Here is a 25,630-nt window from a genome sequence, read left to right on the forward strand (position 1 = left end):
TGTCATCCCTTTCGTTCGTCAGCGCTTCGCGCCACGCTTTGTTTCACGACGCCGGCGTCGACGAGTTCGGTGATGGCATGCTCGTCGAATCCCAATTCGCGCAGCAAGGCACGCGAGTGATCGCCCGGCAACGACGGCGACGAGGGCGTACCAGGCTTGGTGCGCGAGAAGCGCGGAGCCGGCGCGGGCTGGGTGATCCCGTCGACGGCGATGAAGGTGTCGCGTGCGGCAAGGTGCGGATGCCGCGGCGCCTCCGATAGCGAAAGTACCGGTGTTGCACAACATCCCGGTGAGTCGAGAAGCCGTTCCCACTCGGCGCGCGACTTCTCGGCGAAACAGGCGGCCAGCGCCGCGCGGTGTGCGGACCAGGTGGCCGGCTCGGCGTCGTCGTGCGGCACGTCGACGCCAAGCCGATCGCAGAGTTCGGCATAGAACTTCGGTTCCATCGCGCCGACCGCGACGTGCTGTCCGTCCGCGGTGGCGTAGGCGCCGTAAAAATGCGCCGCGCCGTCGAGCAAGTTGTCCTGGCGATGGTCGCGCCAGGTGCCGGCGGGCACCATCCCGAAGTACGGCGCCAACAGGGTGGCGACACCGTCGACCATCGCGACGTCGAGCACCTGGCCTTCGCCCGACTCGCGGGCCTCGAGAATCGCGCTGAGCAGGCCCACCGCCAGCAGCATGCCGCCACCGCCGTAGTCGCCGACCAAATTGAGTGGCGGAATGGGTGATTCGGCGGTGCCGATGCTGTGCAGGGCACCCGCGAGCGCGAGGTAGTTGATGTCGTGGCCGGCGTGTCCGGCCAGCGGCCCGTCCTGCCCGTAGCCCGTCATGCGGGCGTACACGAGACGAGGATTGTGCGTCCGCAGTGCGTCGGGGCCGATGCCCAGCCGTTCGGCCACGCCCGGTCGGTACACGTCGACGAAGGCGTCGGTGTCGGCGACCAGCCGGTGAATGAGGTCGCGGCCGCGGGGATCCTTGACGTCGACGGCAACGGACCGCTGGCTACGGCGGACCGTGTAATCGATGGGCAGCGGACCGTCCACGCCTGCCAGAGCATCGACGCGCACGACGTCGGCGCCCAAGTCTCCCAACAACATCCCGCAGAACGGGGCCGGTCCCAGGCCGCCCATCATCACGATGCGGACCCCGCGCAGCGGACCGCTCACCGGGTCTGCCCCGAAGACCACTTTTGCCTGCGTGCGGCCGCTTCGTCGGTGGCGTGCGAGATCAACTGATTGCGGTTCTCCAGTTCCAGCGCGGCGGACAGGCTCGCGGCGTCGGTGTTGACTTGCAACGCGCGCTTGGTCAGCTGCACGCCCAGCGGCGACAGGTCCGCGATCAGCGACGCCAACTCAACGCCACGGTCGATCAGCCGGTCCGGCTCGACAAGCTCGCTGACCAGCCCGCGCCGATCGGCTTCCGTCGCCGACACGGTGCGTCCGGTGAGCATCCAGTCGGCGGCGACGCTGGTCCCGACGATGCGGGGCAGGTGGTAGCTCATGCCCATCTCGGCGCCCGACAGGCCGAGCAGGATCGCGGCGTTGCCGAATGATGCTGTCGCCGAACAGATCCGGATGTCGGAAGCCAGACACAAAGCGAAGCCCGCGCCGACACAAGGGCCATTGATCGCGGCGATCACCGGAGCGGGCAGCGCACGTAGCCCCTCGGCCAGCGCGGCCATCCTCTCCTGAAAACGCATCCGGTCCAGTGCGGGTGCGGTGGCCTCGAGCATGCCAGGGCCGAAGTCGCGCATGTCGATCCCCGCGCAAAAGCCCCGACCGGCGCCGGTGAGAACGATGGCGCGCGCTGCGCGGTCACCGGCCAAATCGCTTAGCGTCTGCATCAATTCGGTTTGCATAACCTCGTTGATCGCGTTGAGCCGCTCGGGTCGATTCAGTCGCAGGACGACGACGCCGTCGCGCGGCCGGTCGAGATCGAGCGTGCTCGGCTTGGTCATATCCGGGTCACACCCGCTCGACGATCGTCGCGGTGCCCATGCCGCCACCGGTACACATGGTCACCAGTCCCGTTGTCAGGTCGCGACGTTCGAGCTCGTCGAGGACGGTCCCGATCAGCATCGCGCCGGTCGCACCGATCGGGTGGCCCAGCGCGATCGCGCCTCCGTTGACATTGACTCGGTCCGGATCGAGGTCGAGGTCGCGGATGGTCTTGAGGGGGACGGCGGCGAACGCTTCGTTGATCTCCCAGAGGTCGATGTCCGCCACGGTCATGCCGGCCCGCTGCAGGCAGCGCTGCGCGGCCGGCCCGGGCGCGGTGAGCATGATGATCGGTTCGCTGCCGACCGCGGCGGCGGCCCGGATCTGCCCTCGCGGCTTTACTCCGTTGGAGCGCGCCCAGTTCGGCGACGCGAGCAACACGGCGCCCGCACCGTCGACCACCCCGGAGGAGTTGCCGGCGTGGTGAACGTGGTCGACATGGTCGACGGTGGGGTAGCGCTGCAGGCAGATCTCGTCGAACGTGCGGTGCTCACCGTCGACACCGGTGGCGCCCATCGCGGCGAACGCCGGCCGCAGCCGTGCCAGCGACTCCGTGGAGGTGCCGGGGCGCGGGTGCTCGTCGCGGGCGAAAAGACCGTCGGGCGTGGCGACTTCGACCAGGGAGCGATCGAATCTCCCCTCGTCGATGGCGGCGGCAGCGCGGTTTTGGCTGAGTGCGGCGTAGGTGTCGACGACCTCGCGGGTGAAGCCCTCCAGGGTCGCGATGAGGTCAGCCGAAATACCTTGCGGAATGGTCGGATACAGTGCGCGCAAGTCCGCGTTGTTACCGTCGATCGTCGGCACTCCGGCCGTGACGTCCCAACGCGACATTGATTCGACTCCGCCCGCGATCACCACATCGTCGTTGCCCGCGGCGATCGAGGACGCCGCGACGGTGACGGCTTGCTGACCGGATCCGCAAAAGCGGTTCAGTGTCATCCCCGGCACGGTCTCCGGCCAGCCGGCCAACAGAACCGATAGGCGCGCGATGTCGTCACCGTGGTCGCCGGACAGGATGCCGTTGCCGGCGATCACGTCATCGACGTTCCCGGGGTCGAAACCGGTGCGCTTGGCCAGGGCGGTGAGGCAGGTGGCGAACAGCGCCTGCGGATGTACGTTGTGCAACCCGCCGTCGGGGCGGCCCCGCCCGCGCGGCGTGCGTACCGCGTCGAGAATCCAGGCGTCGATGTTGGGCTCCGATCGTTGGGCGAGGGGTTCGATGCGGCGGATCCTTAGTGATCGTAATCCGTCTCTCGCCATTGGAGAATAACCCTCTCCAAAATGGCGAAGCCATTCTCGTAGCGTTTCGGGCGAAAGGGGTTGCGACGCATCGCTGCGCAGCATCGACTCAATCGAAGTCGGTGCCGCCGGTCAGCTGTTCCCATTTCGCGATCTCGCTCGCGCGGGCGTCCGCGGTGTAGCGATACAAGGCCAGCGCGTCGGGGCCTAGGAGCAGGAATGCCGGCGGTTCACTGGATTCGACGGCGGTGACGATCGCGGCGCCGGCTTTGGCGGGGTCACCGGCTTGATTGCCGTGCATCGTGTCGTTCTCCTTGCGACGCTGTCCGGCGGTGCCGGCGTAGTCGTCGATGACCGCGGCCGCCTGGACGAGCGAGCGTCCGGCGAAGTCGGTGCGAAATGCTCCCGGTTCGACCACCGTCACAGAAATACCGAGCGGTGCCAACTCACCGCGAAGCGCGCCACTCATTCCCTCGAGTGCCGCCTTGGCGGCCGCGTAGTAGCCCGATCCCACCGGCATCACCTGGGCGCCGATCGAGGAGATGTTCACGATTGCGCCGCTGCGGCGTGCCCGCATGCCGGGCAGGACGGCCTTGATCATCGCGACGGCACCAAAGAAGTGCGTCTCGAACAGGGTGCGGACCTCGGTGTCGTCGCCTTCCTCGACTGCGGCGCGATAACCGTATCCCGCGTTGTTGACCAGCACGTCGATGCCGCCGAACCGCCCTTCGGCCTGCTGGACGGCGGAAGCGATCTGGTCGGGTTTGGTGACGTCCAAGGCGACGGGCAGCACCCGATCGGGCGCGATGTCAGCCAGGTCGGCGACCTTCGCGGCGTCGCGTGCCGTGACAACGGCATTGTGGCCGGTGTCGATGACGGCTTCGGCGAGGGCTCTGCCGAGTCCGGTTGAGCAGCCGGTGATGAGCCAGGTGGGCATGGGCGATCCTTTTCGGTGTCGTGGCGCAATCAGCTCCGGCATCGTTTCTAGCTCAGCCGGTCACGTCGGCCTGTTATGACACCGACGCGGCGCGCCGCGCCAGGCGATAGGTGCGCATGAAGCCGCCCGGGTTCGTCGTGAGCGTCACCTCCACGGCGCCGCTGGGCGCGACGACGTAGCGCTCCTCGACATCCGGCCCGTCCGTCCACCGTCCGACCGGCTGGCGCCCGAGGTCGTCGCGGTCGTATAGCGCGGGGTCGAAGGGAAACAGAACCGGATCGTAGGGCGTCACGTCCCCGTCGGGGCGGCCGTTGACCAGGCGGCTGCACTCCACGAAGCGGAAGTGCCCGATGTTGTGCGCCGCCCGGTATGTCCGACGGACGATGAGCGGCGTCTCGCCGTCGGCGGGCAGTGAGACGTCTTTGCCCACGATCGGATCGAAGACGACGCCGGCGCCGGCTTCGGCCTCGCGGAACACCCCGAAGTGTCGCGAAAAGCGTTCCGACAACGCGAAACCCGACTCCTTGTCCAGGAAGACGGCAAGACCGATGGCCGTGGCGGCAAACGGATGAGGGGAGCGTTTCACCCGCTTCTCGCCGAAGGTGCTGCGCAGCATCCGCGAGATCAGGGGAAAGCCGCCGGCCCCGCCCACCACGTAGATGCCGGCAACCTCCGACCACGCCACGTCCGCGCTGCCGTCGCGCAGGATGCGGTTGAGCAGATCGATCGTCGGCTCGACGAGCGGTGCACATGCCGAGTAGACGTCGTCGATGCCGCACGAAAACGGTGGCCGAGCGACCTTGTCATCGATCGCCGACATGTCGACCAGGAAGCGGCGCGTCTGCGGCCCGATGGCCTCCTTGCGAACCGCACACTCCTCACGGAGGAGGTCGAGCACGGCGGAGTCCAGGTCAGGTAGGTCCGCGCCGTCGGTGACAAGCTGCACAATCGCCTCGTCGAAATCGTCACCGCCGAGCCGCTGGATGCCCTCGCTGATCACGACCTCGTTGGAGTGCCCGGTCATCTTGAGCAGTGACGCGTCGAAGGTGCCGCCGCCGAGGTCGTAGATGAGGACGTATTCGCGTTTGGCGGTGATGGTGGAGCGGTATCGGTGGGCGTATTCGAGGCTGGCTGCCGACGGTTCGTTCAGCAGTGCGACGACCTGAAAACCCGCCGCCACGAAGGCATCCAGCGTCAGCAGGCGCTGGGCACTGGCGGCATTAGCGGGCACGCTGATGGCAGCCTCGATGGCGTCACCCGGAGTCAAGCTGCCGTTCGAGCGCTGCAGCAGGTCGTTTTTGAGCTGGGCCAGAAATCCGGTGAGCAAGTCGGTCAACCGGTAGCTGCGGCCGGCCAGCGTCACCTCGGTCTGTGGTCCGGCGTCGTTGAGCAGGCGTTTGATCGATCGAAGCACCGACCACCCCGGATCGTGACGAACGGCCGCGGCGTCCACTCCGAAGCGCAGTTCCCCGGCCGCGTTGGCGGCGATGAGTGACGGCCAGGCATCGATGCCGTCGAACGAGACGACCGGGTAGTTACCCCGGTCGACGAGCGCGACGACAGTGTGCGTGGTGCCGAAGTCGATACCGACTCTCATTGCGCACAATCTTAGGGCGGTACAGCGAAGTTCGGGACCTTGATTATCCGGCGTGGCGCTCGCCGGGCGCCACTGTCTGCGGTGCTTGCCATTGCCGCTGCACCTCCCGCTCCGCGGGCGTGGCAATCAGGCCCGAGGGCGCGAACATCCTCGAGGGCACCGGATCATCTTCGGTCAACGGCCGACCCTCACCGCGAATTGCTTTGAGCGCGACCGCAATTCCGATGACCAACACGATGATCACCACTGCCGCGAAAAGAATCGACAGGGTGCCCTGAATGAAGGTGTTCCTGACGACTTCGTCGATCTGATGAGCGTTCTTGGCCGAGCCGAAGGTGGTCTTGCCCGCGACCTTGGCGGCCGCGTACTGGAAATGTTGAGCCCAGTAGCCGATCGCCGGGTCCGCCGAGAAGATCTTCTGCCACGAGGCCGTCAGCGTGACCACCAGATCCCACAGCAGCGGAAGTCCCGGAATCCACGCCCACTTCAGCAGGCCCTTCTTGATGACCACCACGGTCACCACCGTCAGGGCAATCGCCGCCAGCAACTGGTTGGCGATACCGAACAGCGGGAACAGCGTGTTGATGCCGCCGAGCGGATCGGTCACGCCCATCAGCAGGATGCCGCCCCATCCTGCGGACACGACGAGGCTGCACAGCCAAACGCCGGGACGCCAGCTCGGGTTACGCAGCTTGGCCAGCCGACCACCCAGGTTGCCCAGCGTGTCGGACAGCATGAAACGCGCGACCCGGGTGCCCGCATCGACGGCGGTCAAGATGAACAGCGCCTCGAACATGATCGCGAAGTGGTACCAGAACGACTTGAGACCGGCGCCGCCGAACACCCGGTACAGGATCTCCGACATTCCGACCGCCAGCGTCGGGGCTCCGCCGGTGCGCGACACGATCGATTTCTCGCCCACGCCCGCGGCGGCCTGGTTCAGCTGGTCCGCGGTCGCCGCCGGCCCGGACAGCCGGAGGCCGTTGACGTAGTGCGCCGCGGTGGCGGCGGTGCCGCCGGTCTGCGCGGTCGGGGCGTTGAGGGCGAAGTACAGATGCTGGTCCAGGATCGACGCGCTGATCAACGCCATCACCGCGACGAACGATTCGGTGAGCATGCCGCCGTAGCCGATGAAGCGCATCTGGCTTTCCTTCTCCAGCAGCTTGGGCGTCGTCCCCGAGGAGATCAGCGCGTGAAACCCGGACAGCGCGCCGCACGCGATGGTGATGAACAGGAACGGGAACAGCGCGCCGGGGAACACGGGGCCGTCGCCGCTGGATGCGAACCGTGAGACCGCGGGGGCCTGCATGAGCGGGTGCGCGATAAAGATGCCGACGGCCAGCAAGGCGATGGCGCCGACCTTCATGAACGTCGACAGGTAGTCGCGGGGCGCCAGCAGCAACCACACCGGCAGCACCGACGCCACGAAGCCATAGACGATGATCAACCAGGAGACCGTGACCGCGGACAGGGTAAACCACGATGCGCCCCAAGAGGTTTCGCTGACCCAGTTGCCCGAGGCGACGGCGACCATCAGCAGGACGAAGCCGATCAGTGACACTTCGGCCACCCGCCCCCGGCGCAGGAAACGCAGGTAGCAACCCATGAAGAGGGCGATGGGGATGGTCATCGCGATCGAAAACACACCCCACGGGCTCTGGGCCAGGCCGCGCACCACCACCAGCGCCAGCACCGCGATGATGATCACCATGATGACGAGGACGCCGACCATCGCGGCGGCGCCGCCGGTGTTGCCGAGCTCGTCGCGGGCCATCTGGCCCAGCGAGCGGCCCCGGCGCCGGGTCGAGATCCACAGCACCAGGTAGTCCTGGACCGCGCCGGCGAACACCGCGCCGACGATGATCCAGATGCTGCAGGGCAAGTAGCCCATCTGGGTGGCCAGCACGGGACCCACGAGTGGTCCCGCTCCGGCGATCGCGGCGAAGTGATGGCCGAACACCACCCGACGGTCGGTCGGCACGTAGTCGGCGCCGTCGTCGAAAATCTCGGCGGGTGTGGCGTGGTCGTCGCGAGGGCGGACGATCTTCATTTCGATCAACCGCGCATAGAAGCGGAACCCGATGATGTAGGTGCAGATCGCGGCGACCACGATCCAGACGGCGTTGACCGTCTCCCCGCGTGCGAACGCGATGACGGCCCAGGCGACGGCACCGATCACCGCGATGATCCCGAAGACGATTTTGTGCCGGAAGCTGATGGGGGAGCGGTCGATGATGGCGACGGGCGGCAGGTCATCATCCGTGCGGATGTAGCTGACATCTTTGTCGTGCACAGTCACGGTCAAACCCTACGACGACGCGCGGCTCGTCGCCCGGCTGAATTAGTACAGCGCACGGACGTTGTCGATGGTGTCGGCTTCGGCCGGACCCTTGTCGTCGCGATAGCGCACAACCCGGGCGAATCGCAGCGCGAGGCCGCCCGGGTAACGCGTGGACTTCTGCACGCCGTCGAGCGCGATTTCGACGACCTGCTCGGGACGCAGTCGGACCACGTAACCGTCCATCGATCCGACCGCGAGCTCGCTGAATCGCGCCGTCTGCCAGTCCAGCATGGCGTCGGTCATCCCCTTGAAAGTCTTTCCCACCATGATGAATTCACCCGTTGCCGAATCGCGGGCGCCCAGATGGATGTTGGACAGTTTGCCGCTTCGGCGCCCCGAACCCCACTCGACGGCGAGCACCACCAGGTCGAGGGTGTGGACGGGCTTGATTTTGAGCCAGCCCGCCCCGCGACGCCCGGCTAGATAGGACGCGCCCGGCGCCTTTGCCATTACGCCTTCGTGACCGGCGGCCAGCGTCGCGTCCAGGAAGGCCGTGGCGGCGGCGGGATCGGAGGTGGCCAGCCGGTCGACCCGCTGCCCGGCCGGCACCAGCGCGTCGAGGGCGGCCAGCCGCTCAGTGGTCGGCGCGTCCAGCAGATCGACGCCGTCGCGGTGCAGCAGGTCGAAGAAGAACACCGAAAGTGGTTGAGCCGCCTGGGCTGCGGCGACGTCGACCGATCGGCCGAACCGGGAGGCGGTGACCTGGAAGCGGTGCGGCCGGTTGTCGGGCCGCAGCGCGATCGCCTCGCCGTCGGCGATGAGGTCGGTGACGGGCAGCGCCAGCGTCGCTTCCACCACCTCGGGCAGCCGGGCGGTGACGTCGTCGAGGCTTCGTGTGTAGACCGTGACGACATCCCCGGCGCGGTGAATCTGCACTCGCGCGCCGTCCAGCTTGGCCTCGAAAATTGTTGTGCCGCCGTGCCGTTCGAGTGCGTCGGCCACACCGATGGCGGTCTGAGCCAACATCGGGCCGACCGGTTGGCCCACTCGCAGGGTGAATGCCTGCAGCGCCACGGCTCCACCGGACAGGGCCGCCGCTGCCGCCGCGGGCAGATCACCGCCCAGCATCGCCGCACGCTGGACCGCGGCGGCCGGGATCTCGGCGGCCTTGGCGACCGCGTCGGCCATGATCCCGGCCAGTGCTCCTTGCCGCAGTTCGCCGGAGAGCAGCCGCACCAGGAAGGTCTGCTCGGATTCGGTCGCGGCGGCGAGCAGCTTCGCGAGGAGTTCGGCGCGGCGCGCCTGCGATCCCTTGCCCGAGACCGCGCCGATGTCGGTGAGGGTGGCGTGCACACCGGTCACGGTGAGCTGCGCCTCGGCCGCCGCGGGCGGCCGCGTCCGCAACGACGCCCAGCCCACCCCGATCTGGCGTTGCGGGAGCTCACCGGAGAGCCACGACACTAAGATCGCTACCAGTTCCGGGTCCGGCGCGGCGCGGGTCAGCAGGTCGGCGATGCGCGCCACCTTGGTCAGCCGGGACGACGTGGCGCCGACCTCAACCGACGTGGCTACCACCTCGAGAAGGAGCACGATCGCCAGCTTGGCATGGCTCGGTGACAACGCGGCAGAGCGGACACGCTAGCGTTCCTACGTAACGTTACAGATTGCACAGGATCTGACAACCTCAAAAGGAGACGTCCGGATGGAGATCAATGGGAAGAAGGCCGTCGTCATCGGCGGTGCCTCGGGGATGGGTCGGGCCACGGCCGAACTGTTCGCCGAGCGTGGTGCGGATGTCGCCATCTTCGACCGCGAGGGTTCCGACGGTAAAACCGTTGCCGAGGGCATCAGTGGCGCGTTCTACCCGGTAGACGTCACCGACTACGCCGGCACCGAGGAGACATTGCAGACCGCGGTCGACAAGCTGGGCGGCCTGCACGTCGTGGTCACCACGGCCGGCGGCGGCATCGCCAAGCGCACGCTGACCAAATCGGGCCCCCACGATCTCGAATCCTTCCAATCGGTAATCGATCTCAACCTGATCGCCACCTTCAACATCAGCCGGTTGGCCGCCGCGCACATGGCCAAGAACGAGCCCGAGGACGACGAGCGCGGTGTCATCATCAACACCGCTTCGATCGCCGCATTCGAGGGCCAGATCGGGCAGGTCGCCTACACCGCCGCCAAGGCGGCGATCGCGGGAATGTGCCTGACCATGGCCCGCGACCTGGGATCGATGGGGATCCGTGCGCTGGCAATCGCCCCGAGCCTGTTCCTCACCGGGCTGACGTCGATGGTTCCCGACGAGATGGCGGCGACGCTGACCCGCGACGCGGCCTTCCCCAAGCGGATGGGCCGACCCGAGGAGTACGCCAAGCTGGCGTTGGCCATCGTCGACAACCCGATGCTCAACGGCCAGTGCCTGCGCCTGGACGCGGGACAGCGTTTCGCGCCCAAGTAGCGACCCCGCGCTAGGGGCCCGCTGGAAGCTCGAGCGCAATAAGTACACTCTTTAGGCAGCCGCCCCGCTCCCCCTCGGAGCGGGGCCGGCCGACCACCCGCGACGCCGCGGGGTGGGTACTGGCGCGAGGAGGTCCCATGGGTATCGCACTTACCGACGACCATCGCGAGCTCGCCGAGGTCGCTCGCGCATTCCTGACTGCACAGAAGGCGCGCCCGGCGGCGCGAGCCCTGCTGGACAGCCCCGACGAGAGCCGGCCCACGTTCTGGCCCGACATCGTCGAACTCGGCTGGCTCGGCCTGCACGTCGACGAGGAACACGGCGGCTCCGGCTACGGATTGCCCGAGCTGGTCGTGGTGCTCGAAGAGCTCGGTCGCGCCGTCGCCCCGGGCCCCTTCGTCCCGACCGTGATCGCGTCGGCCGTGATCGCCAAAGACGGCTCAGCCGAACAGAAGTCACGGTTACTGCCCGGCCTGATCGATGGATCCGTCACCGCGGGCATCGGCTTGGACAGCCGGGTGCAGGTCAAAGACGGTGTCGCCGACGGCGAGGCCGGAGTCGTGCTGGGCGCGGGGCTGGCCGACCTGCTGCTGATCGCCGCCGGCGACGACGTCCTGCTGCTGGGCCGCGGCCGCTCGGGAGTGTCGGTGGAGGTGCCCGAGAACCTCGACCCCACTCGCCGTTCCGGGCGGGTACGCCTGACCAACGTCAGCGTCGGTGTCGACGACATCATCGCGGGTGCGCGGGAATCGGCGCTGGCCCGGGCGCGGACCCTGCTGGCGGCCGAGGCGGTGGGCGGAGCGTCCGACTGCGTCGACGCTGCCGTCGACTACGCCAAGGTGCGCCAGCAATTCGGCCGCACCATCGCGACGTTCCAAGCGGTCAAGCACCACTGCGCGAACATGCTCGTGGCCGTGGAGTCGGCGACGGCCGCGGTCTGGGACGCCTCGCGTGCGGCCTCCGAAGACGAGGAGCAGTTCCGCTTGATCGCGGCAGTCGCTGCGGCACTGGCGTTTCCGGCCTACGCGCGTAACGCCGAACTCAACATCCAGGTGCACGGCGGCATCGGTTTCACCTGGGAGCATGACGCGCACCTGCATCTGCGCCGGGCACTCGTGACGTCAGCGCTGTTCGGCGGCGACACCCCGGCCCGCGATGTATTCGATCGCACTGCGTCGGGCGCCGTCCGGGAGAACAGCCTGGATCTGCCTCCCGAGGCCGAGGAACTGCGCACCCGGATCCACGCCGACGCCGCCGAAATCGCCGCTCTGGACAAGCAGGCGCAACGCGACAAGCTGATCGCGACCGGCTACGTGATGCCGCACTGGCCCAAGCCGTGGGGTCTGGGCGCCGATGCGGTGGAGCAGTTGGTCATCGAGGAAGAGTTCAAGGCGGCCGGCATCAAGCGTCCGGACTACGGCATCACCGGCTGGGTGATCCTGACCCTGATCCAGCACGGAACTGATTGGCAGATCGAAAGATTCGTCGAGAAGGCGCTACGCAAAGACGAGATCTGGTGCCAGCTGTTCTCCGAACCCGACGCCGGGTCGGACGCGGCGTCCATCAAGACCAAGGCCACTCGCGTCGACGGTGGCTGGAAGATCAACGGGCAAAAGGTGTGGACCAGCGGAGCCCACTACTGCGCGCGCGGCCTGGCCACCGTGCGCACCGACCCCAATGCGCCCAAGCACGCCGGCATCACCACGGTGATCGTCGACATGAAAGCGCCCGAGGTCGAGGTGCGGCCGCTGCGGCAGATCACCGGCGGCTCTGACTTCAACGAGGTGTTCTTCAACGACCTGTTCGTTCCCGACGAAGACGTGGTCGGCACCCCCAACTCGGGGTGGACGGTCGCCCGGGCGACGCTGGGCAACGAGCGGGTCAGCATCGGCGGCAGCGGGTCGTTCTACGAGGGATTGGCGACCGCACTGGTCGAGCTGGCTAAGCAGCACGCAGATCGATTGGCGGGCGCGGATATCCGGGTCGGGTCCTATCTCGCCAACGAGACCGCGTTGCGGCTGCTCAATCTGCGCCGGGTGGCCCGCAGCGTCGAAGGCGCGGGACCGGGGCCGGAAGGCAACGTGACCAAGCTGAAGCTGGCCGAGCACATGGTGGAGGGCGCCGCGATCATGGCTGCCCTGACCGGCCCCGAGGTCGCGCTGGTGGACGGCGCCGGAGCCGCGCCGGGCCGGCTGATCATGGGCGCACGCGGCATGGCGATTGCCGGCGGCACCTCGGAAGTCACCCGCAATCAGATCGCCGAGCGGATTCTCGGCATGCCGCGCGACCCGCTGATCAACTAGTCGGCGTAGTTAGCCGGTCGCCGGTGTGAACAACGGCGCCCCGCCGGCGCCCCTCTCGGGCTTGATGCTGACCGGCATCCCGCACGTCACCGAATCCGGTTCGCAGTCAACGATGTTGGCGGCAACCCGCAGCCCGGCCTGTTCGGCGAGCTCGACGATGGCGATCACATAGGGGACCGGGATCTCCGGGTTATACGGATGGTGGTTGACCGTGAAGGTGAACACCGTGCCCTGTCCGGAAATCGGGCGAGCGACCAGCGCGGCGCCGCACTCGCGGCATTCGCCGGCCGCGGGATGCACCCAGCGCGAGCAATCGGCGCAATACTCGATCAGCAGCTGTGACGTCGACTCGGCTGACACGGGCAATACAGTACACTCTATTGGTTTGGTGTGGGTGCGGTACTGGTTCGATGGGTTTTCCTCTGGCGGGCGGTGCAGATGACGTATTTCGAGAAAGACGCGATCGTGTCCGGTATCGGCATTTCCCGGATCGGCCGACGGACCGGCATCCCGGGGCGAGACCTGACCATGGAGGCCGTGCGCGGTGCCATCGCCGACGCCGGTCTGGTGCCCTCCGACATCGACGGCATCGCGACCTTGGGTGACACGCCGGCCGCGGAGGTCAATGCCGAACTGCATATCGAGGCGGCCGACTGCGGCAGCGGGTTCGGCACCGGCGGGCTGCTGAGCCCGGTGATGTCGGCATGCCGCGCGGTGTCCGAGAGACGCGCCCGGCACGTGGTGGTGTACCGCACCATCCAAATGCTCGGCGGCACGGTTCCGGTCAAGCCGGAGGAGAACGCTCCCGCCCCACCCTTGGCGCGGATGTTCGAAACGCCCGCGGGTGAAGCCAAGCCGGCTGTCGGGGCGATGGACGATGTCAACGATCTGGTTGCGGCCCAAGCGTATTCGGCAGCGAACTGGTTGGCACTGAACTGCCGTCGACACATGGAACTGTACGGAACGACCAAGGAACAGTTGGGTTGGCTGGCGCTCAACGGCAGGCGCAACGCCGCACTGAATCCGCTTGCGGTCTATCGCGAGCCGATGACGATGGCCGACTACCTGGGGGCGCGACTGGTGTCGACGCCGTTCGGGCTGCTGGATTGCGACGTGCCCATCGACGGATCGATCGCGGTGGTGGTCTCCAGCGCCGAATACGGGCCCGATTGCCAACACCGGCCCGTGCGGGTGGAGGCGATCGGTGGGTCCGACGGTGCCGGTGGCTGGTTCCATCGCGACGACTACCCGAAGATGGCGATGTCGGATGCGACCGCGCAGATGTGGTCACGCACCGAGTTGAAACCCACCGACCTCGCGGTTGCCGAGCTCTACGACGGGTTCACCTATCTCACCATCGCCTGGCTGGAAGCCCTGGGCGTCTGCGGCGACGGCGAGGCCGGCCCGTTCGTCGAAGGCGGCGCGCGGATCGCCCGCGACGGGCAACTGCCGCTGAACACTTACGGCGGCCAACTCTCGGCCGGGCGCATGCACGGCTACTGGGCATTGCACGAAGGATGCCTGCAGTTGCGCGGCGAGGCGGGGGAGCGGCAGGTGTCGCAGCGTCCCGAGGTCGGCGTGGTTTCCGTGGGCGGTGGTCCGGTCGCGGGTTGCATGCTGCTCACCTGCTGAGAATGCTTGTGGGAGCGCAGTATTGAGCTTCAAGTAAGCCCCGCGCCACCCGCGGGCGGGACGAAAAAGCTGGCTTCGACGATCGCCCGCGATATCGAGGCGGACATCGTGCGCCGCGGCTGGCCCGTCGGCGAATCGCTGGGCTCCGAAATTGCGCTGCAACAGCGCTTTCGCGTGAGCCGGTCGGTGCTGCGGGAGGCCGTGCGGCTCGTCGAGCACCATCGGGTGGCCCGGATGCGACGGGGACCGGGCGGCGGGCTGCTGATCACTGAGCCCGACGCGGGGCCCGCGACCCGCGCCATCGTCATCTATCTCGAATACCTGGGCACCACGCTCGCCGATCTGCTCACTGCGCGGCTGGTCCTCGAGCCGCTGGCGGCCGCGCTCGCGGCCGAACACATCGACGAGGCCGGCATCGAGCGGCTGCGTGCCGTGCTACACGCGGAGCAGCAGTGGCGGCCGGGCCTGCCGGCACCGCGCGACGAGTTTCACATCACGCTCGCGGAGCAGTCGAAAAACCCCGTCCTGCAACTCTTTATCGACGTGTTGATGAGGCTCACCACCCGGTACGCGCTGCGGTCGCGGACCGAGTCGGCCAGCGAGGCCATCGAGGCGCTCGACTACATGCATAACGACCACTCCGACCTCGTTGCCGCCGTGACTGCCGGCGATTCCGCCCGGGCCAAGACGCTGTCCGAGCGACACGTCGAAGCGGTGAATGCCTGGCTGCAGGAGCATCATCGGGGGCGCGCCAGCCGCCCCGCGCGGCGCCGCAGACGTGGAACCGACGCGGAAGTCCCGCGCGACAAGTTGGCGGAGGTCGTGGCGGCCGCCATCGGCGACGAAATCGGCTCCGGTGACTGGCCGGTCGGTTCGGTCTTCGGCACCGAAACGGCCCTGCTGGAGCGCTATCGGGTGAGCCGCGCGGTGTTACGAGAAGCGGTCCGACTGCTCGAATACCACTCGGTCGCGCAGATGCGCCGCGGACCCGGCGGTGGGCTGATCGTCACCGAGCCGCACGCGCAAGCCAGCATCGACACCATCGCGCTGTACCTGCAATTCCGGCAACCGAGTCGCGAAGATCTGCGTTGCGTGCGCGACGCCATCGAGATCGACAACGTCGCCAAGGTCGTCAAGCGACGCACCGAACCCGAGGTGACGGCCTTCCTGCACGCCTACCGGCCCGCGCTCGACGGCACGACGCAGACCGTCGGTGATGCGCATCAGGCCACGTGGGAGGAAGCGCGGTTCCACATCGAACTCGCGCAACTGGCCGGCAACTCACTGCTGGACCTTTTCTTGAGGATCATCATCGAGTTGTTCCGCCGGCACTGGTCGAGCACCGCGCAGGAGCCGCCGGCCCCCGACGACGTCGTCGCCGTCGAGCACGCTCACTTACGGATTCTCGACGCGATCACGGCGGGCGACGATAGCTTGGCGCGCTACCGCATTCGGCGTCATCTCGACGCCGCCGCCTCTTGGTGGCTGTGACGAGCATTCGCTAATCCGAGGCGGGTTTGTGATCACTTTCCTGCGTAGGGAACGCGAGTGCTGGGTACTGGCATGGGTAATGGGGCGCGGGGATACGAAAAGGTGAGCCGGTCCGGCAGGGGGTTGGCATTGGTAATGGAAAGCGGGAGCGCCGAAATGATCAGGGGCACGGAGAACGGGCGCCACGGCTTCGTTCATTCCGCGTTCCTCTACCACTCGCAACGGGAATACCTGGACGCCGTGGTTCCCTTCGTGCTCGAAGGTTTGGCGATGGACGAGCCCGTACTGGTAGCGGTGCCCGGCGCCTATCTGAGCTTGCTACGCGAGGCGCTCGGGGGCGAGGGTTCGACGACCGGGTTGCAACTGGTCGACATCGTCGAGGCGGCGCGCAATCCGAGCCGGTTTCTGGCGCTGCAGGGTTCCTTCGTCGAGGAGAACGCCGACGGGCGCGCGCGCATCGTCAGCCAGGTCTGCTGGCCGGAGCGCACCGCCGACGAGTTTTCGGGCTGCAAGCAGCACGAGGCGCTGGTCAACAGCGCTTTCGAAGGTCGCCAGCTGACCGCGCTGTGTCTCTACGACGCGGAACGGCTTGCCGACGACGTCCTGGCAAGCGCGCGTGCGACCCATCCGCTGTTGTGGAAATGCGATTCGCTGCAAGACAGCGCCGACTACGCGCCGGACGACGTGCTGGCACAGTGCAATCAGCCGCTACCGGCTAATCCGGGCGCCGTGACCTACATGGTTCGCAAATCCTCGGACCTGCGTCCGGCGCGGTCGTTCGCCGTCAACTACGCCGGCTGGGTCGGACTGTCCCAGGACGGCATCGAAGATCTGCAACTGGTCGCCACCGAGCTGGCCACCAACAGCTTGATGTACACCGACGGAGCCTGCCGGCTGGCCTTCTGGCGCGACGACGACCACCTGGTATGCGAGGCGCGCGACAACGGCCGGCTCGACGATCCGCTGGTGGGGCGCCTGGACCCGGGCCCGACCGGCCCGGCCAGCCGAGGATTGTTCCTGGTCAACGCCATTTCGGACCTGGTACGCACGCACACCGCCAGCACCGGAACGACGATTCAGGCATATCTCCGGTTGGATTCGTCGACCGGGCCCATCAGCTGAAACGGAAGGCGGCCCGCCGGAAACCGAGGTTCCCGGCGGGCCGCCTGCCCGAACGGTTAGAGACCTAGGCCGCCAAGGACTCCGCCCAAGAGCCCGCCGCTGGAGCCACCCACCAGACCGCCGCCGCCCGCGCCGCCCGCTGCGGTCGAGCATCCTGTCGGCAGTATCAACATTGCTGCCACCCCGAGGGCGGCTGCGGTGGCTTTGAGCGTTTTCTTAGAGGATTGCGACTTCATCGTCGTACCTTTCCGAGAGGGGACAGATAGCCGTAACGCATGATGGCAACCCGGCACATACCCCCTGTTAAACACACGTAAACCAGGTTTCGTGACTTTTCTCACGCCCAAGTTTTGTCATATGCATACTGGCGCAACGCAATCGAAGAACGGTCCGTGGGTCGGGGCCGCGAACGGTGAATGAGTGGCGTTCACGCAATGGAAAGCTGCCGATGGCGGCGCATTGGTAGCGGTCGGCACGCCGGGATAACCGGCTGCGGCAACTTTCAAGGCCTTCTTGGCGGTCATCGACTTCATTGTCGTTTGCCTTTGCCTTTAATTTGAGGATTAGTCCTCGGCTGCCGCTGCGCGGACCCACGCCGACGACAATCGCGTCGGCACCAGCAACAGTTCGATCAGCCCTCTCGCCACTGCCGCCGCGTCAAGCGCCTTCTCGGCTGCCGTCGACTTCATCGTCGTCGCCTTTCGTTCGGGGAATGGGTTGAGGCGACGACGGGATAACCGCTATTCGACACGTGTAAACCCATCTCGCGTCACTTGGTTCGAGTGCCGCCTGCGCAAGTTTTCGTTAAACGGTTAAACGATCACAGCGCTACGAGTCCCCGAAAAGGCGCTGACCGCGATGCTGTACGAGCATCGCCATCGAGACATTGAAGGTCAATCAGACGACTTCGCACGCGTGCACGGCCAAATCGAAGGAGCGTGAGAACGCGGCTGAGCTCCCGCGGTTCTCACACCACCGACGACGACCGCGTCAGGGCAGTGTGGCGGGAATCACGCCGCCGCCGCCCGCGCCGCCGGCGGTCGCGCCACCGCCCGCGGCGCCACCGCCGATGGTGCCGCCCGCAACTGTCGAAGCACATCCGGTGGGTAGCGTGACCGCGACGAGCGCCGCCGCGAATGATGCCAGTATCTTCTTGGTCCGCGCATTCATCGGAGGCGCCTTTCGTCCAGGAGGCTGTTGCACTGGTGTGCAATATTAGCTGTGGCTCGAATGAACCGCGGACGAACAATAATTGAATGCTTCTACGGACGTTGCTTAACATCGGTCATATTTGTAGCGAATGCTCACTGCGCCAACGCATTTAGCGAGATTGCCGCGCCAGCGCGTCGCTGGAACGACGCCAAGCCCGGCAGGTGAATCGGCGGCTGACGCGAGTAGCCGACAAGGAGCGTTCGGGACCAGGTTCGCTGCCCGGTCGCCACCTGGTCGACGGAGATCGGCTGCGACGCAGGGCGATTCGGGTCGGTGCAGCACGGCAACGGCCATCGAGTCGACCATCACTGGATCTCGGCGATCCTGGCGGTGCTCGCAATCGCGGTGTCAGTACTCAAATTGCACTAGCGCGCGGATCGCGTCGAGGTGTGCTCTCGCGGGATGCCAATCGCCACCGTCCGCCGGCGCAGGGTAAAGGCATTTGCAGTATCGACCTGCGGCGTCTAATGTCGCGCTCGTGCGTCTTCTGAAGAGTGCCGTAGTAGCCAGCACCCGCAGCGGGGTCTGATCCAGACCGACCCCCCGCTGTGGGTCGGAAGCTACTACCGTCGGTCGCTCCTTTGACCAGAGAAGACCGACACCGTGATTCTTACCCAGCCTCTTTCCAGGCCGATCTCCCTTGCGGAGCGCACTCCCACCCGCGTTCCTGCCCGCCGGCAGGACGCCAGCGCGTGGTTCGGCGATCGCTTCGGGGTTGCCTTGCCGCGCGGCTTGCGCGAACAGGCCGGCGCGATGACGTGGGAAAACTTCGTGTCGACCTACGGTCAGACCGCGGGCCCGCTGCGGCTGGGGCAGTGGGTGTGCGCCGACACCGAGCGACCGACCGGGCGGCTCGGTCCGCAAGCCCGCAATTTCCGGGCGACGATCGCCGTCGGTGACTGCCTGCGCACTTCGACCGCAGCCGCCAGTGGGCCGATCGCCGCCCTGACCGCGATGCTGCACGAGCGCGGGATCGCCATCGAGACGTTGAAGTTTCACCAGATGTCTTCGAACGGATGCACCGCCACGTTCATCTGCGGCAGCGACGGCATCCGCGCCGAATGGGCCGTGGGCCTATCCGAGGATCCGACTCAGTCGGCGTTGCGCGCGCTGATCGCGTGCGCCAATCGGCTCATGGCCTGAGCACGGGGCGCGCGAGTCTACAGCGGGCGCAACACAATTGGCATGCCGTCCTTGGGCACCGGCATACCGCCGTAGTCCCACTCGCACTTGTATCCCGGGCGGGGCGGTTCCAACCGGTAACGGCGCAGCAGCCGGTGCAGGATCGTCTTGATCTCCAACTGCCCGAACGTCATTCCGATGCACTTGTGGGCGCCCCCGCCGAAGGGTGTGAACGCATAGCGGTGCCGTTTGTGCTCGTTGCGCGGCTCGGTGAACCGCTCCGGGTCGAATTTCAGTGGGTCCGTCCACAATTCGGGCAAGCGGTGAATCATTCCGGGATAGGCGATGACGTTGGTGCCCTTGGGGATGTAGTAGCCCAGCAGTTCGGTGTCGCGCACGGTTTGCCGCATGGCCCACTGCACCGGGGTCACCAGGCGGATCGACTCGTTCATCACCAAGTCGAGTGACTCCAGCTTCTCCAGCGACTCGATGTCGACCGGGCCGTCGCCAAGCCGGTCCGACTCCTCGCGGCAGCGCTGTTGCCACTCCGGGTGCTGGGCCAGGTTGTAGGCCATCGTCGTCACCGTCGACGTAGACGTGTCGTGTGCGGCCATCATCAGGAAGATCATGTGGTTGACGATGTCTTCGTCGGAGAACTTGTTGCCGTCCTCGTCTTCGGTGCGGCACAACACCGACAGCAGGTCGTCGCCCTGGGTGGCCCGCTGTTCCTTGACCCGCTCGCGGAAGTAGTTCTCCAGCAGCTCGCGCGCCTTGAGTCCGCGCCACCAGGTGAACGGCGGCACGGGGGTGCGGATGATCGCATTGCCCGCGCGGGTGGTGATGGCGAACGCGTTGTTCACCTTGGTCACCAGCTCGTGGTCGGTGCCCGGCTCGTGGCCCATGAACACCATCGACGCGATGTCGAGCGTGAGCTCCTTCATTGCCGGGTAGAGCAGGAAGCGGGCATCGTTGGCCACCCAGTCGTGGGCGATCGTCTGCGAGACGACCTTGTCCATCTGCTCGACGTAGCTGACCAGCCGGGAGCGGATGAAGGCCTCCTGCATGATGCGCCGGTGGAACATGTGCTCTTCGAAGTCGAGCAGCATCAGGCCACGGTTGAAGAATGGGCCGATTACCGGCACCCATCCCTGCTGCGAGTAGTCCTTGTTCCGGTTGGAGTAGATGACCTGGGCGGCGTCCGGGCCTAGGGCGGCGATGCCCGGCAGCACGGGTGAATCCCCGAAGACCACCGGCCCCTTGGTGTTGTAGAGATGCATCAGATAGTCGGGTCCGCCCCGCAGCATCTCGATGATGTGCCCGATCACGGGCAGACCCGCGTCGCCGACGGCAGCCTTGAGACCGCTGCCCGGCGGCGGGTCGGCCAGTTTCCGCTCGGGGAACTGGGTGTTCAGCAGCTTGCGCTCGACCATCCCCATGCCGGGGAAATTGTTGAACGACGGCGTGAACCGGCGTTTTGCCTGGTCGAGCAGGTAGTGCGGCGTGCTGATGGTGGCGGGCATGGACGCTCCTTTGCGGACCCGGTGCGGGTGACATCGGTCACTGCAAATAACCTTCGACAAAAAGTTGACGGCTGTCAAGTTTGCTTTTGAAGCGGTGTGGTGCAAGGTCAGGGGATGAGCAGCCATGCGGAGCCGGCCACGCGGCGACGCGGCGACAAGCACCGGCAGGCGATCATGCAAGCGGTGCGGGAACTGCTGCAGGAGCGGCCGTTTGCGGAGCTGTCGGTCAGCACCATCAGCCTGCGAGCCGGGGTGGGTCGATCCGGGTTCTACTTCTACTTCGACTCCAAGTACGCGGTGCTCGCGCAGATCGTCGCCGAGGCCACCCAGGAGCTCGAAGAACTCACCCAGTTTTTCGCTCCCCGGCGGCCCGACGAGTCGCCCGAGCAGTTTGCCAAGCGGATGGTAGGCAGTGCCGCGGCCGTGTACGCGCACAACGACCCGGTCATGGCGGCCTGCAACGCCGCCCGGTACACCGACGTAGAGATACGGGGCATCCTCGAGCAACAGTTCGAGGTGGTCGTGGGTGAGATCGTCGCGATCGTCGACGCCGAGATGAAGGCGGGGACCGCCAATCCGATCAGCGACGACATCCCGACACTGGTGCGCACCCTGACCGGTACGACCGCGCTGATGCTCACCGGTGACCCGGCCTTTATCGGCCGAGCCGACGACGACATCGACCGCCGCGTCCGGCTGCTCGAGCAGCTGTGGCTGAACTCGTTGTGGGGCGGCCGCCGCGGATAACCGCGGACCAGCCGTTACCGACGGTATCGTCACCAGCATGGCGCAGAGGGGATCCGCGCGGTATTTCGCCGGGAAGCGCAGTCTGATCACCGGCGCGGCCAGCGGTATCGGCCGGGCGACCGCGTTGCGGCTGGCTGCCCAGGGTGCCGAGTTGTTTCTGACCGATCGCGACGCCGACGGGCTGGCCCAGACGGTGGCCGACGCCCGCGCCCTGGGCGCGCAAGTGTCGGCGCATCGGGCGCTCGATATCTCCGACTACGACGAGGTGGCCGCGTTCGCCACCGATGTCCACGCCGCGCATCCGAGCATGGACGTCGTGATGAACATCGCCGGAGTATCGGCCTGGGGGACCGTCGACCGGCTGAGCCACGAACAGTGGACCAAGATGGTCGCGATCAATCTGATGGGTCCGATCCACGTCATCGAGACGTTCGTGCCGTCGATGGTGGCCGCCCGCCGCGGTGGGCACGTCGTCAATGTGTCGTCGGCGGCCGGGCTGGTCGCGCTGCCGTGGCACGCCGCCTACAGCGCCAGCAAGTACGGATTACGCGGCCTGTCGGAGGTATTGCGCTTCGACCTGGCCCGGCATCGCATCGGGGTCTCCGTCGTGGTGCCCGGGGCGGTGAAGACGCCGCTGGTCGACACGGTCGAGATTGCCGGCGTCGACCGCGAAGACCCCAAGGTGAGCCGCTGGATCGACCGCTTCAGCGGTCATGCGGTGTCGCCGGAAAGGGCCGCCGAAAAGATCTTGGCCGGAGTGTCGAAGAACAGGTACCTGATCTACACATCGCAGGACATCCGCGCGCTGTACGCGTTCAAACGACTGGCGTGGTGGCCCTATAGCGTGGCGATGCGCCAGGTGAACGTCATCTTCACCCGGGCGCTGCGGCCGGCCCCGGCGCAATTAGGCCGGCATCTCCAATTCGAGCCGGACCCCGAGTAGCCGGACCGGGCGGTCGAGTTCGAACAGATCCAGGACGCGCAGTGCCGCTGCGACGATGACGTCGGCATCGGTGGTGGGCGCCGGCAGCTTGCGAATTTTGGTGCGGGTGTAGAACGTCGCGGTGCGCACGGTGACCGCCACCCGCGTGACGATGCGCCCCGCCGCGACGATTTCTTCCAGCGCGCGTCTCGCCAATTCTGTTACCGCCGAGCTCATTTCGGAGCGGTCGGTGAGGTCGCGCGGGAACGTGACTACGTGGCTGCGTGAGCGCGGGACCCACGGCTGCGCGCTGACCTCGGTGTCGCCACCGCCCTTGGCGAGCAGCAGCAACCACAGCCCGGTACGCGGTCCGAAGGTGGACGTCAAGAGCTCGGCATCACAATGGGCCAGCGCACGTACCGTCGTGATGTCCAGCGCCGCAAGCCGTTTCGCCGTCTTGGGTCCCACGCTCCACAGTGCGTCGACCGGACGATCGGCCATTACGTCCATCCAGTTCGCGTCGGTGAGGGTGAAGACGCCGCCGGGTTTCCCGAAGCCGGTGGCCACCTTGGCTCGTTGTTTGTTGTCGCTGATGCCGACCGAACAGGACAACCCGGTTTCCGAAAGGACAATGGTGCGAATCTGTTCCGCGACTTCGGCGGGATCGGCCGCGGTGACTGACACGTAGGCCTCGTCCCAGCCCCACACCTCGACCGGGTGCCCCAGATCGCGCAGCAGCCCCATCACCTCCTCGGAGGCCTCGTCATAGGCGGCCGGGTCCGACGGCAAGAAGGTGGCGTCCGGGCAGCGCCGAGCCGCGGTGCGCAACGGCATGCCCGCATGTACCCCGAACTCGCGGGCTTGATACGAGGCGCAGGTGACGACCTTGCGTGGTTCGGTGGGATCGCCGCTGCCGCCGACGATGACGGGCAACCCGTCGAGTTCGGGATGGCGGCGCAGCTCGACCGAGGCCAGAAATTGGTCGAGATCGACATGCAGGACCCAGCGCGTCGTCGGCGAGGCCATGTCGGTCAGGTCACCGCCCACACAGCTTGCGCGCCAGGCTTTCCCAGGCATCGCCCAGGCTTTCAAGCGTGTGGCCGCCGTAATTCAGTTGGTGCTCAACGTAATCCACGTCGAGCAGGGCCAATAATGCATCGGTCTGCACATCGAGATCGCCGCTGGTGTCGGCCGTCTGCAACAGCACTCGCACGTGCGTGCGCTGTACCGCGGCGGCGCCGGCGTGGCGGGTCAGCGGATCGCCCTTCGCCGCCGACAGCAGGGCATGGTGGGTGTGCACGAAGCACAGGCGCTCGCGGCCGAACGCCACCAGTCGATCCATCGGCGCGGCGTCCGGACCCAGCGGCGGCGGCCCGAACAGGAAGGCCTGCTGGCTGGCGCGTTCGTCCTCGTCGAGCAGCACCATCATCAGGCCGGCCCGGCTGCCGAACCGGCGGAACAGCGTGCCCTTGCCGACGCCGGCGGCCGCCGCGACGTCGTCCATCGTGATCGCGGCCGCGCCGCGTTTGGCGACCAGGCGGCGTGCTGCCTGCAGTAACAGCTCGCGGTTGCGTGCCGCGTCACCCCGCTCCTGTGGCAGCTCGCGCGGAGCCGACACGGGCAACTCGCCCAACCGCCCGACACCGCTCACCACTGCACTTTAACGCGATGGAATAAAACGGACTATAGTCCGATTAAACCGTGGCAGGATGTAGACCATCAACCGGAGGGAATCGAAACAGTGGCTGAGATCAAAGTCTTGGCGTTGGTAGGTAGCTTGCGGGCGGCGTCGATAAACCGCCAGATCGCCGAGTTGGCGGTTGACGTGGCTCCGGACGATGTCACGGTGACCGTGTTCGAGGGGCTGGGCGATCTGCCGTTCTACAACGAGGAAATCGACGACGCGATGAACGCCGAGGCGGCCGCGCTGGCCCCGGTGGCCGCGTTGCGTGCCGCGGCCGCGGCTGCGGATGCGGCGCTGATCGTCACTCCGGAGTACAACGGCAGCTACCCGGCAGTCGTCAAGAACACGATCGACTGGCTGTCGCGCCCGTTCGGCGACGGCGCGCTGAAGGACAAGCCGCTGGCGGTGATCGGCGGCGCGTTCGGCCGCTATGGCGGCGTGTGGGCGCACGACGACACCCGCAAGTCATTCGGTATCGCCGGCGCGCGGGTAGTCGAGGCGATCAAACTGTCGGTGCCGTTCGCAACTTTGGAGGGCAAAGCGCCCGCCGAACACGCCGATCTGGTGGCCAATGTGCGCGACGCGGTCGGCAAGCTCGCGGCCGAAGTCGGCTGAATTTGGCGGTATCCACCAAGCCGTTCACCCGGTGACCAGCAGCGTTCGCGGAAGTTAATAGCTAAAGCCGCCAGCCTTGTGCTGGCGGCTTTGCTAGCGGCGGGTGGGCACCCCGGTGGCGCCCTCGTTGTCGGTGGGCGCTGCTATACCTCTACCCATGGGCGTCCAAGGCGGGGTTTGTGATCTGCGACACGCCGGAGCGTGTCCGTGCGGCAGGGCTTACGACCAGGGAATTTCAGAATTGTTATTCAGAACATCTTGTATCTACAGATCTTGTCAGCCACTAGGTGTAGTGTTTGGCGAGCCGGCAGATCCCAGGTTTACCACGCCAGCCCGGCACGGTGAACCTCTCGGAATCGGCTTGGTCAGGTCATCAGAGCTGACCGCCGCAGACGGGAATCTTGGGGCTTGACGGATCGCTGAACATATCGGCGATGCAGTGCCCCAAGTAGTTGCCAGTCCGTAGCAAATTTTCCGACCTTCGTCCCCGCAGAGGAGCGGCTTCAATGAGCATCACCGTGTACACCAAGCCGGCATGTGTGCAGTGCAGCGCCACCTACAAGGCTCTCGACAAGCAGGGCCTCGCGTACGACAAGGTCGATATCAGCCTGGATGCCGAGGCGCGCGACTATGTGATGGCATTGGGCTATCTGCAGGCCCCCGTGGTGGTGGCAGGAAACGACCACTGGTCGGGTTTCCGGCCGGACCGCATCAAGGCACTTGCCGGAGCCGCGCTCAGCGCCTGATG

General features: G+C 66.7%; 23 protein-coding genes. 10 read left to right on the forward strand and 13 right to left on the reverse strand.

Annotation, left to right across the window (positions count from 1 at the left end; all coding sequences use genetic code 11):
• Window positions 1-2: 2 nt before the first annotated feature.
• The 7 genes from SKC41_RS26705 to SKC41_RS26735 all read right to left on the reverse strand — a co-directional run bounded on the left by SKC41_RS26705 (window position 3) and on the right by SKC41_RS26735 (window position 9,641).
• The gene (locus SKC41_RS26705) at window positions 3-1,166 is read right to left on the reverse strand and encodes a CaiB/BaiF CoA transferase family protein (protein ID WP_330980711.1); all 1,164 of its coding nucleotides are present in this window, start codon (window positions 1,164-1,166) and stop codon (window positions 3-5) included.
• Window positions 1,163-1,957, reverse strand: a complete 795-nt coding sequence (locus SKC41_RS26710; RefSeq protein ID WP_330980712.1) for an enoyl-CoA hydratase/isomerase family protein — start codon at window positions 1,955-1,957, stop codon at window positions 1,163-1,165. Before SKC41_RS26710 ends, SKC41_RS26705 begins: the two co-directional genes overlap by 4 nt.
• 7 nt (window positions 1,958-1,964) lie before the next feature.
• The gene (locus SKC41_RS26715; RefSeq protein WP_330980713.1) at window positions 1,965-3,257 is read right to left on the reverse strand and encodes an acetyl-CoA C-acetyltransferase; all 1,293 of its coding nucleotides are present in this window, start codon (window positions 3,255-3,257) and stop codon (window positions 1,965-1,967) included.
• A gap of 88 nt (window positions 3,258-3,345) precedes the next feature.
• Window positions 3,346-4,173: an oxidoreductase gene (locus tag SKC41_RS26720; protein WP_330980714.1), complete on the reverse strand. Its 828-nt coding sequence runs from the start codon at window positions 4,171-4,173 to the stop codon at window positions 3,346-3,348.
• A gap of 73 nt (window positions 4,174-4,246) precedes the next feature.
• Window positions 4,247-5,770 (reverse strand): Hsp70 family protein, encoded by a 1,524-nt coding sequence (locus tag SKC41_RS26725; RefSeq protein ID WP_330980715.1) that lies wholly within the window; start codon window positions 5,768-5,770, stop codon window positions 4,247-4,249.
• Between the two features lie 43 nt (window positions 5,771-5,813).
• The gene (locus tag SKC41_RS26730; RefSeq protein ID WP_330980716.1) at window positions 5,814-8,075 is read right to left on the reverse strand and encodes a carbon starvation CstA family protein; all 2,262 of its coding nucleotides are present in this window, start codon (window positions 8,073-8,075) and stop codon (window positions 5,814-5,816) included.
• Window positions 8,076-8,111: 36 nt separating this feature from the next.
• Window positions 8,112-9,641: an ATP-dependent DNA ligase gene (locus SKC41_RS26735; protein ID WP_330980717.1), complete on the reverse strand. Its 1,530-nt coding sequence runs from the start codon at window positions 9,639-9,641 to the stop codon at window positions 8,112-8,114.
• Between the two features lie 112 nt (window positions 9,642-9,753).
• On the opposite strand from SKC41_RS26735, the gene SKC41_RS26740 reads away from it, so the two are divergent.
• Window positions 9,754-10,512 (forward strand): SDR family NAD(P)-dependent oxidoreductase, encoded by a 759-nt coding sequence (locus tag SKC41_RS26740; protein WP_330980718.1) that lies wholly within the window; start codon window positions 9,754-9,756, stop codon window positions 10,510-10,512.
• 137 nt (window positions 10,513-10,649) lie between these two features.
• Window positions 10,650-12,815 (forward strand): acyl-CoA dehydrogenase, encoded by a 2,166-nt coding sequence (locus SKC41_RS26745; RefSeq protein WP_330980719.1) that lies wholly within the window; start codon window positions 10,650-10,652, stop codon window positions 12,813-12,815.
• Between the two features lie 9 nt (window positions 12,816-12,824).
• Here the strand turns inward: SKC41_RS26745 and SKC41_RS26750 are convergent, their stop codons facing one another.
• Entirely contained in the window at window positions 12,825-13,175 is a 351-nt protein-coding gene (locus tag SKC41_RS26750) for a Zn-ribbon domain-containing OB-fold protein (protein ID WP_330980720.1), read from the reverse strand.
• Window positions 13,176-13,253: 78 nt separating this feature from the next.
• Here SKC41_RS26750 and SKC41_RS26755 point away from each other — a divergent pair, with 78 nt between their 5' ends.
• The 3 genes from SKC41_RS26755 to SKC41_RS26765 all read left to right on the forward strand — a co-directional run bounded on the left by SKC41_RS26755 (window position 13,254) and on the right by SKC41_RS26765 (window position 17,060).
• A complete protein-coding gene (locus SKC41_RS26755; RefSeq protein ID WP_330980849.1) occupies window positions 13,254-14,447 on the forward strand; it encodes a thiolase family protein in 1,194 nt (397 codons plus the stop codon).
• A 21-nt stretch (window positions 14,448-14,468) separates the two neighbouring features.
• Window positions 14,469-15,938 (forward strand): FadR/GntR family transcriptional regulator, encoded by a 1,470-nt coding sequence (locus SKC41_RS26760; protein ID WP_330980850.1) that lies wholly within the window; start codon window positions 14,469-14,471, stop codon window positions 15,936-15,938.
• A 156-nt stretch (window positions 15,939-16,094) separates the two neighbouring features.
• On the forward strand, window positions 16,095-17,060 hold the full coding sequence (locus SKC41_RS26765; protein WP_330980721.1) for an anti-sigma factor RsbA family regulatory protein: 966 nt from the start codon (window positions 16,095-16,097) through the stop codon (window positions 17,058-17,060).
• Between the two features lie 563 nt (window positions 17,061-17,623).
• Here SKC41_RS26765 and SKC41_RS26770 read toward each other — a convergent pair.
• Both SKC41_RS26770 and SKC41_RS26775 read right to left on the reverse strand, forming a co-directional pair.
• Window positions 17,624-17,749, reverse strand: a complete 126-nt coding sequence (locus SKC41_RS26770) for a hypothetical protein (protein WP_330980722.1) — start codon at window positions 17,747-17,749, stop codon at window positions 17,624-17,626.
• A gap of 301 nt (window positions 17,750-18,050) precedes the next feature.
• Window positions 18,051-18,230 carry a hypothetical protein gene (locus SKC41_RS26775; RefSeq protein WP_330980723.1) on the reverse strand — a complete coding sequence of 60 codons (180 nt, stop codon included), beginning with the start codon at window positions 18,228-18,230 and terminating at the stop codon, window positions 18,051-18,053.
• Window positions 18,231-18,905: 675 nt separating this feature from the next.
• Here SKC41_RS26775 and SKC41_RS26780 point away from each other — a divergent pair.
• A complete protein-coding gene (locus SKC41_RS26780) occupies window positions 18,906-19,415 on the forward strand; it encodes a homocitrate synthase (protein ID WP_330980851.1) in 510 nt (169 codons plus the stop codon).
• A 17-nt stretch (window positions 19,416-19,432) separates the two neighbouring features.
• On the opposite strand, the gene SKC41_RS26785 is transcribed toward SKC41_RS26780, so the two are convergent.
• Window positions 19,433-20,914, reverse strand: coding sequence for a cytochrome P450 (locus SKC41_RS26785; RefSeq protein ID WP_330980724.1), 1,482 nt, complete (start codon window positions 20,912-20,914; stop codon window positions 19,433-19,435).
• A gap of 114 nt (window positions 20,915-21,028) precedes the next feature.
• Between SKC41_RS26785 and SKC41_RS26790 the strand changes: the two genes are divergently transcribed.
• Both SKC41_RS26790 and SKC41_RS26795 read left to right on the forward strand, forming a co-directional pair.
• Entirely contained in the window at window positions 21,029-21,661 is a 633-nt protein-coding gene (locus SKC41_RS26790; RefSeq protein ID WP_330980725.1) for a TetR/AcrR family transcriptional regulator, read from the forward strand.
• A gap of 37 nt (window positions 21,662-21,698) precedes the next feature.
• Complete coding sequence (locus SKC41_RS26795) at window positions 21,699-22,604, forward strand: SDR family oxidoreductase (RefSeq protein ID WP_330980726.1); 906 nt, start codon at window positions 21,699-21,701, stop codon at window positions 22,602-22,604.
• On the opposite strand, the gene SKC41_RS26800 is transcribed toward SKC41_RS26795, so the two are convergent.
• Window positions 22,566-23,609: a DNA polymerase IV gene (locus SKC41_RS26800; protein WP_330980727.1), complete on the reverse strand. Its 1,044-nt coding sequence runs from the start codon at window positions 23,607-23,609 to the stop codon at window positions 22,566-22,568. The genes SKC41_RS26795 and SKC41_RS26800 overlap by 39 nt on opposite strands.
• Before the next feature lie 10 nt (window positions 23,610-23,619).
• Window positions 23,620-24,234 carry a TetR/AcrR family transcriptional regulator gene (locus SKC41_RS26805; protein WP_330980728.1) on the reverse strand — a complete coding sequence of 205 codons (615 nt, stop codon included), beginning with the start codon at window positions 24,232-24,234 and terminating at the stop codon, window positions 23,620-23,622.
• An 81-nt stretch (window positions 24,235-24,315) separates the two neighbouring features.
• Here SKC41_RS26805 and SKC41_RS26810 point away from each other — a divergent pair, with 81 nt between their 5' ends.
• Together SKC41_RS26810 and SKC41_RS26815 are read left to right on the forward strand one after the other, a co-directional pair.
• Entirely contained in the window at window positions 24,316-24,882 is a 567-nt protein-coding gene (locus tag SKC41_RS26810; protein ID WP_330980852.1) for an NAD(P)H-dependent oxidoreductase, read from the forward strand.
• Window positions 24,883-25,388: 506 nt separating this feature from the next.
• The gene (locus tag SKC41_RS26815; RefSeq protein WP_330980729.1) at window positions 25,389-25,628 is read left to right on the forward strand and encodes a redoxin NrdH; all 240 of its coding nucleotides are present in this window, start codon (window positions 25,389-25,391) and stop codon (window positions 25,626-25,628) included.
• Window positions 25,629-25,630 lie beyond the last annotated feature (2 nt).

Source organism: Mycobacterium sp. 050128 (genome assembly GCF_036409155.1).
GTDB lineage: Bacteria > Actinomycetota > Actinomycetes > Mycobacteriales > Mycobacteriaceae > Mycobacterium.

Excerpts from the sequence above, each read along its gene's own strand:
- SKC41_RS26770 (WP_330980722.1), bottom strand. The coding sequence starts at position 17,749 with ATGAAGTCGACGGCAGCCGAGAAGGCGCTTGACGCGGCGGCAGTGGCG.
- SKC41_RS26755 (WP_330980849.1), top strand. The coding sequence starts at position 13,254 with ATGACGTATTTCGAGAAAGACGCGATCGTGTCCGGTATCGGCATTTCC.
- SKC41_RS26720 (WP_330980714.1), bottom strand. The coding sequence starts at position 4,173 with ATGCCCACCTGGCTCATCACCGGCTGCTCAACCGGACTCGGCAGAGCC.
- SKC41_RS26790 (WP_330980725.1), top strand. The coding sequence starts at position 21,029 with ATGAGCAGCCATGCGGAGCCGGCCACGCGGCGACGCGGCGACAAGCAC.
- SKC41_RS26815 (WP_330980729.1), top strand. The coding sequence starts at position 25,389 with ATGAGCATCACCGTGTACACCAAGCCGGCATGTGTGCAGTGCAGCGCC.
- SKC41_RS26725 (WP_330980715.1), bottom strand. The coding sequence starts at position 5,770 with ATGAGAGTCGGTATCGACTTCGGCACCACGCACACTGTCGTCGCGCTC.
- SKC41_RS26745 (WP_330980719.1), top strand. The coding sequence starts at position 10,650 with ATGGGTATCGCACTTACCGACGACCATCGCGAGCTCGCCGAGGTCGCT.
- SKC41_RS26785 (WP_330980724.1), bottom strand. The coding sequence starts at position 20,914 with ATGCCCGCCACCATCAGCACGCCGCACTACCTGCTCGACCAGGCAAAA.
- SKC41_RS26800 (WP_330980727.1), bottom strand. The coding sequence starts at position 23,609 with ATGGCCTCGCCGACGACGCGCTGGGTCCTGCATGTCGATCTCGACCAA.
- SKC41_RS26775 (WP_330980723.1), bottom strand. The coding sequence starts at position 18,230 with ATGAATGCGCGGACCAAGAAGATACTGGCATCATTCGCGGCGGCGCTC.
- SKC41_RS26715 (WP_330980713.1), bottom strand. The coding sequence starts at position 3,257 with ATGGCGAGAGACGGATTACGATCACTAAGGATCCGCCGCATCGAACCC.
- SKC41_RS26795 (WP_330980726.1), top strand. The coding sequence starts at position 21,699 with ATGGCGCAGAGGGGATCCGCGCGGTATTTCGCCGGGAAGCGCAGTCTG.
- SKC41_RS26710 (WP_330980712.1), bottom strand. The coding sequence starts at position 1,957 with ATGACCAAGCCGAGCACGCTCGATCTCGACCGGCCGCGCGACGGCGTC.
- SKC41_RS26740 (WP_330980718.1), top strand. The coding sequence starts at position 9,754 with ATGGAGATCAATGGGAAGAAGGCCGTCGTCATCGGCGGTGCCTCGGGG.
- SKC41_RS26765 (WP_330980721.1), top strand. The coding sequence starts at position 16,095 with ATGATCAGGGGCACGGAGAACGGGCGCCACGGCTTCGTTCATTCCGCG.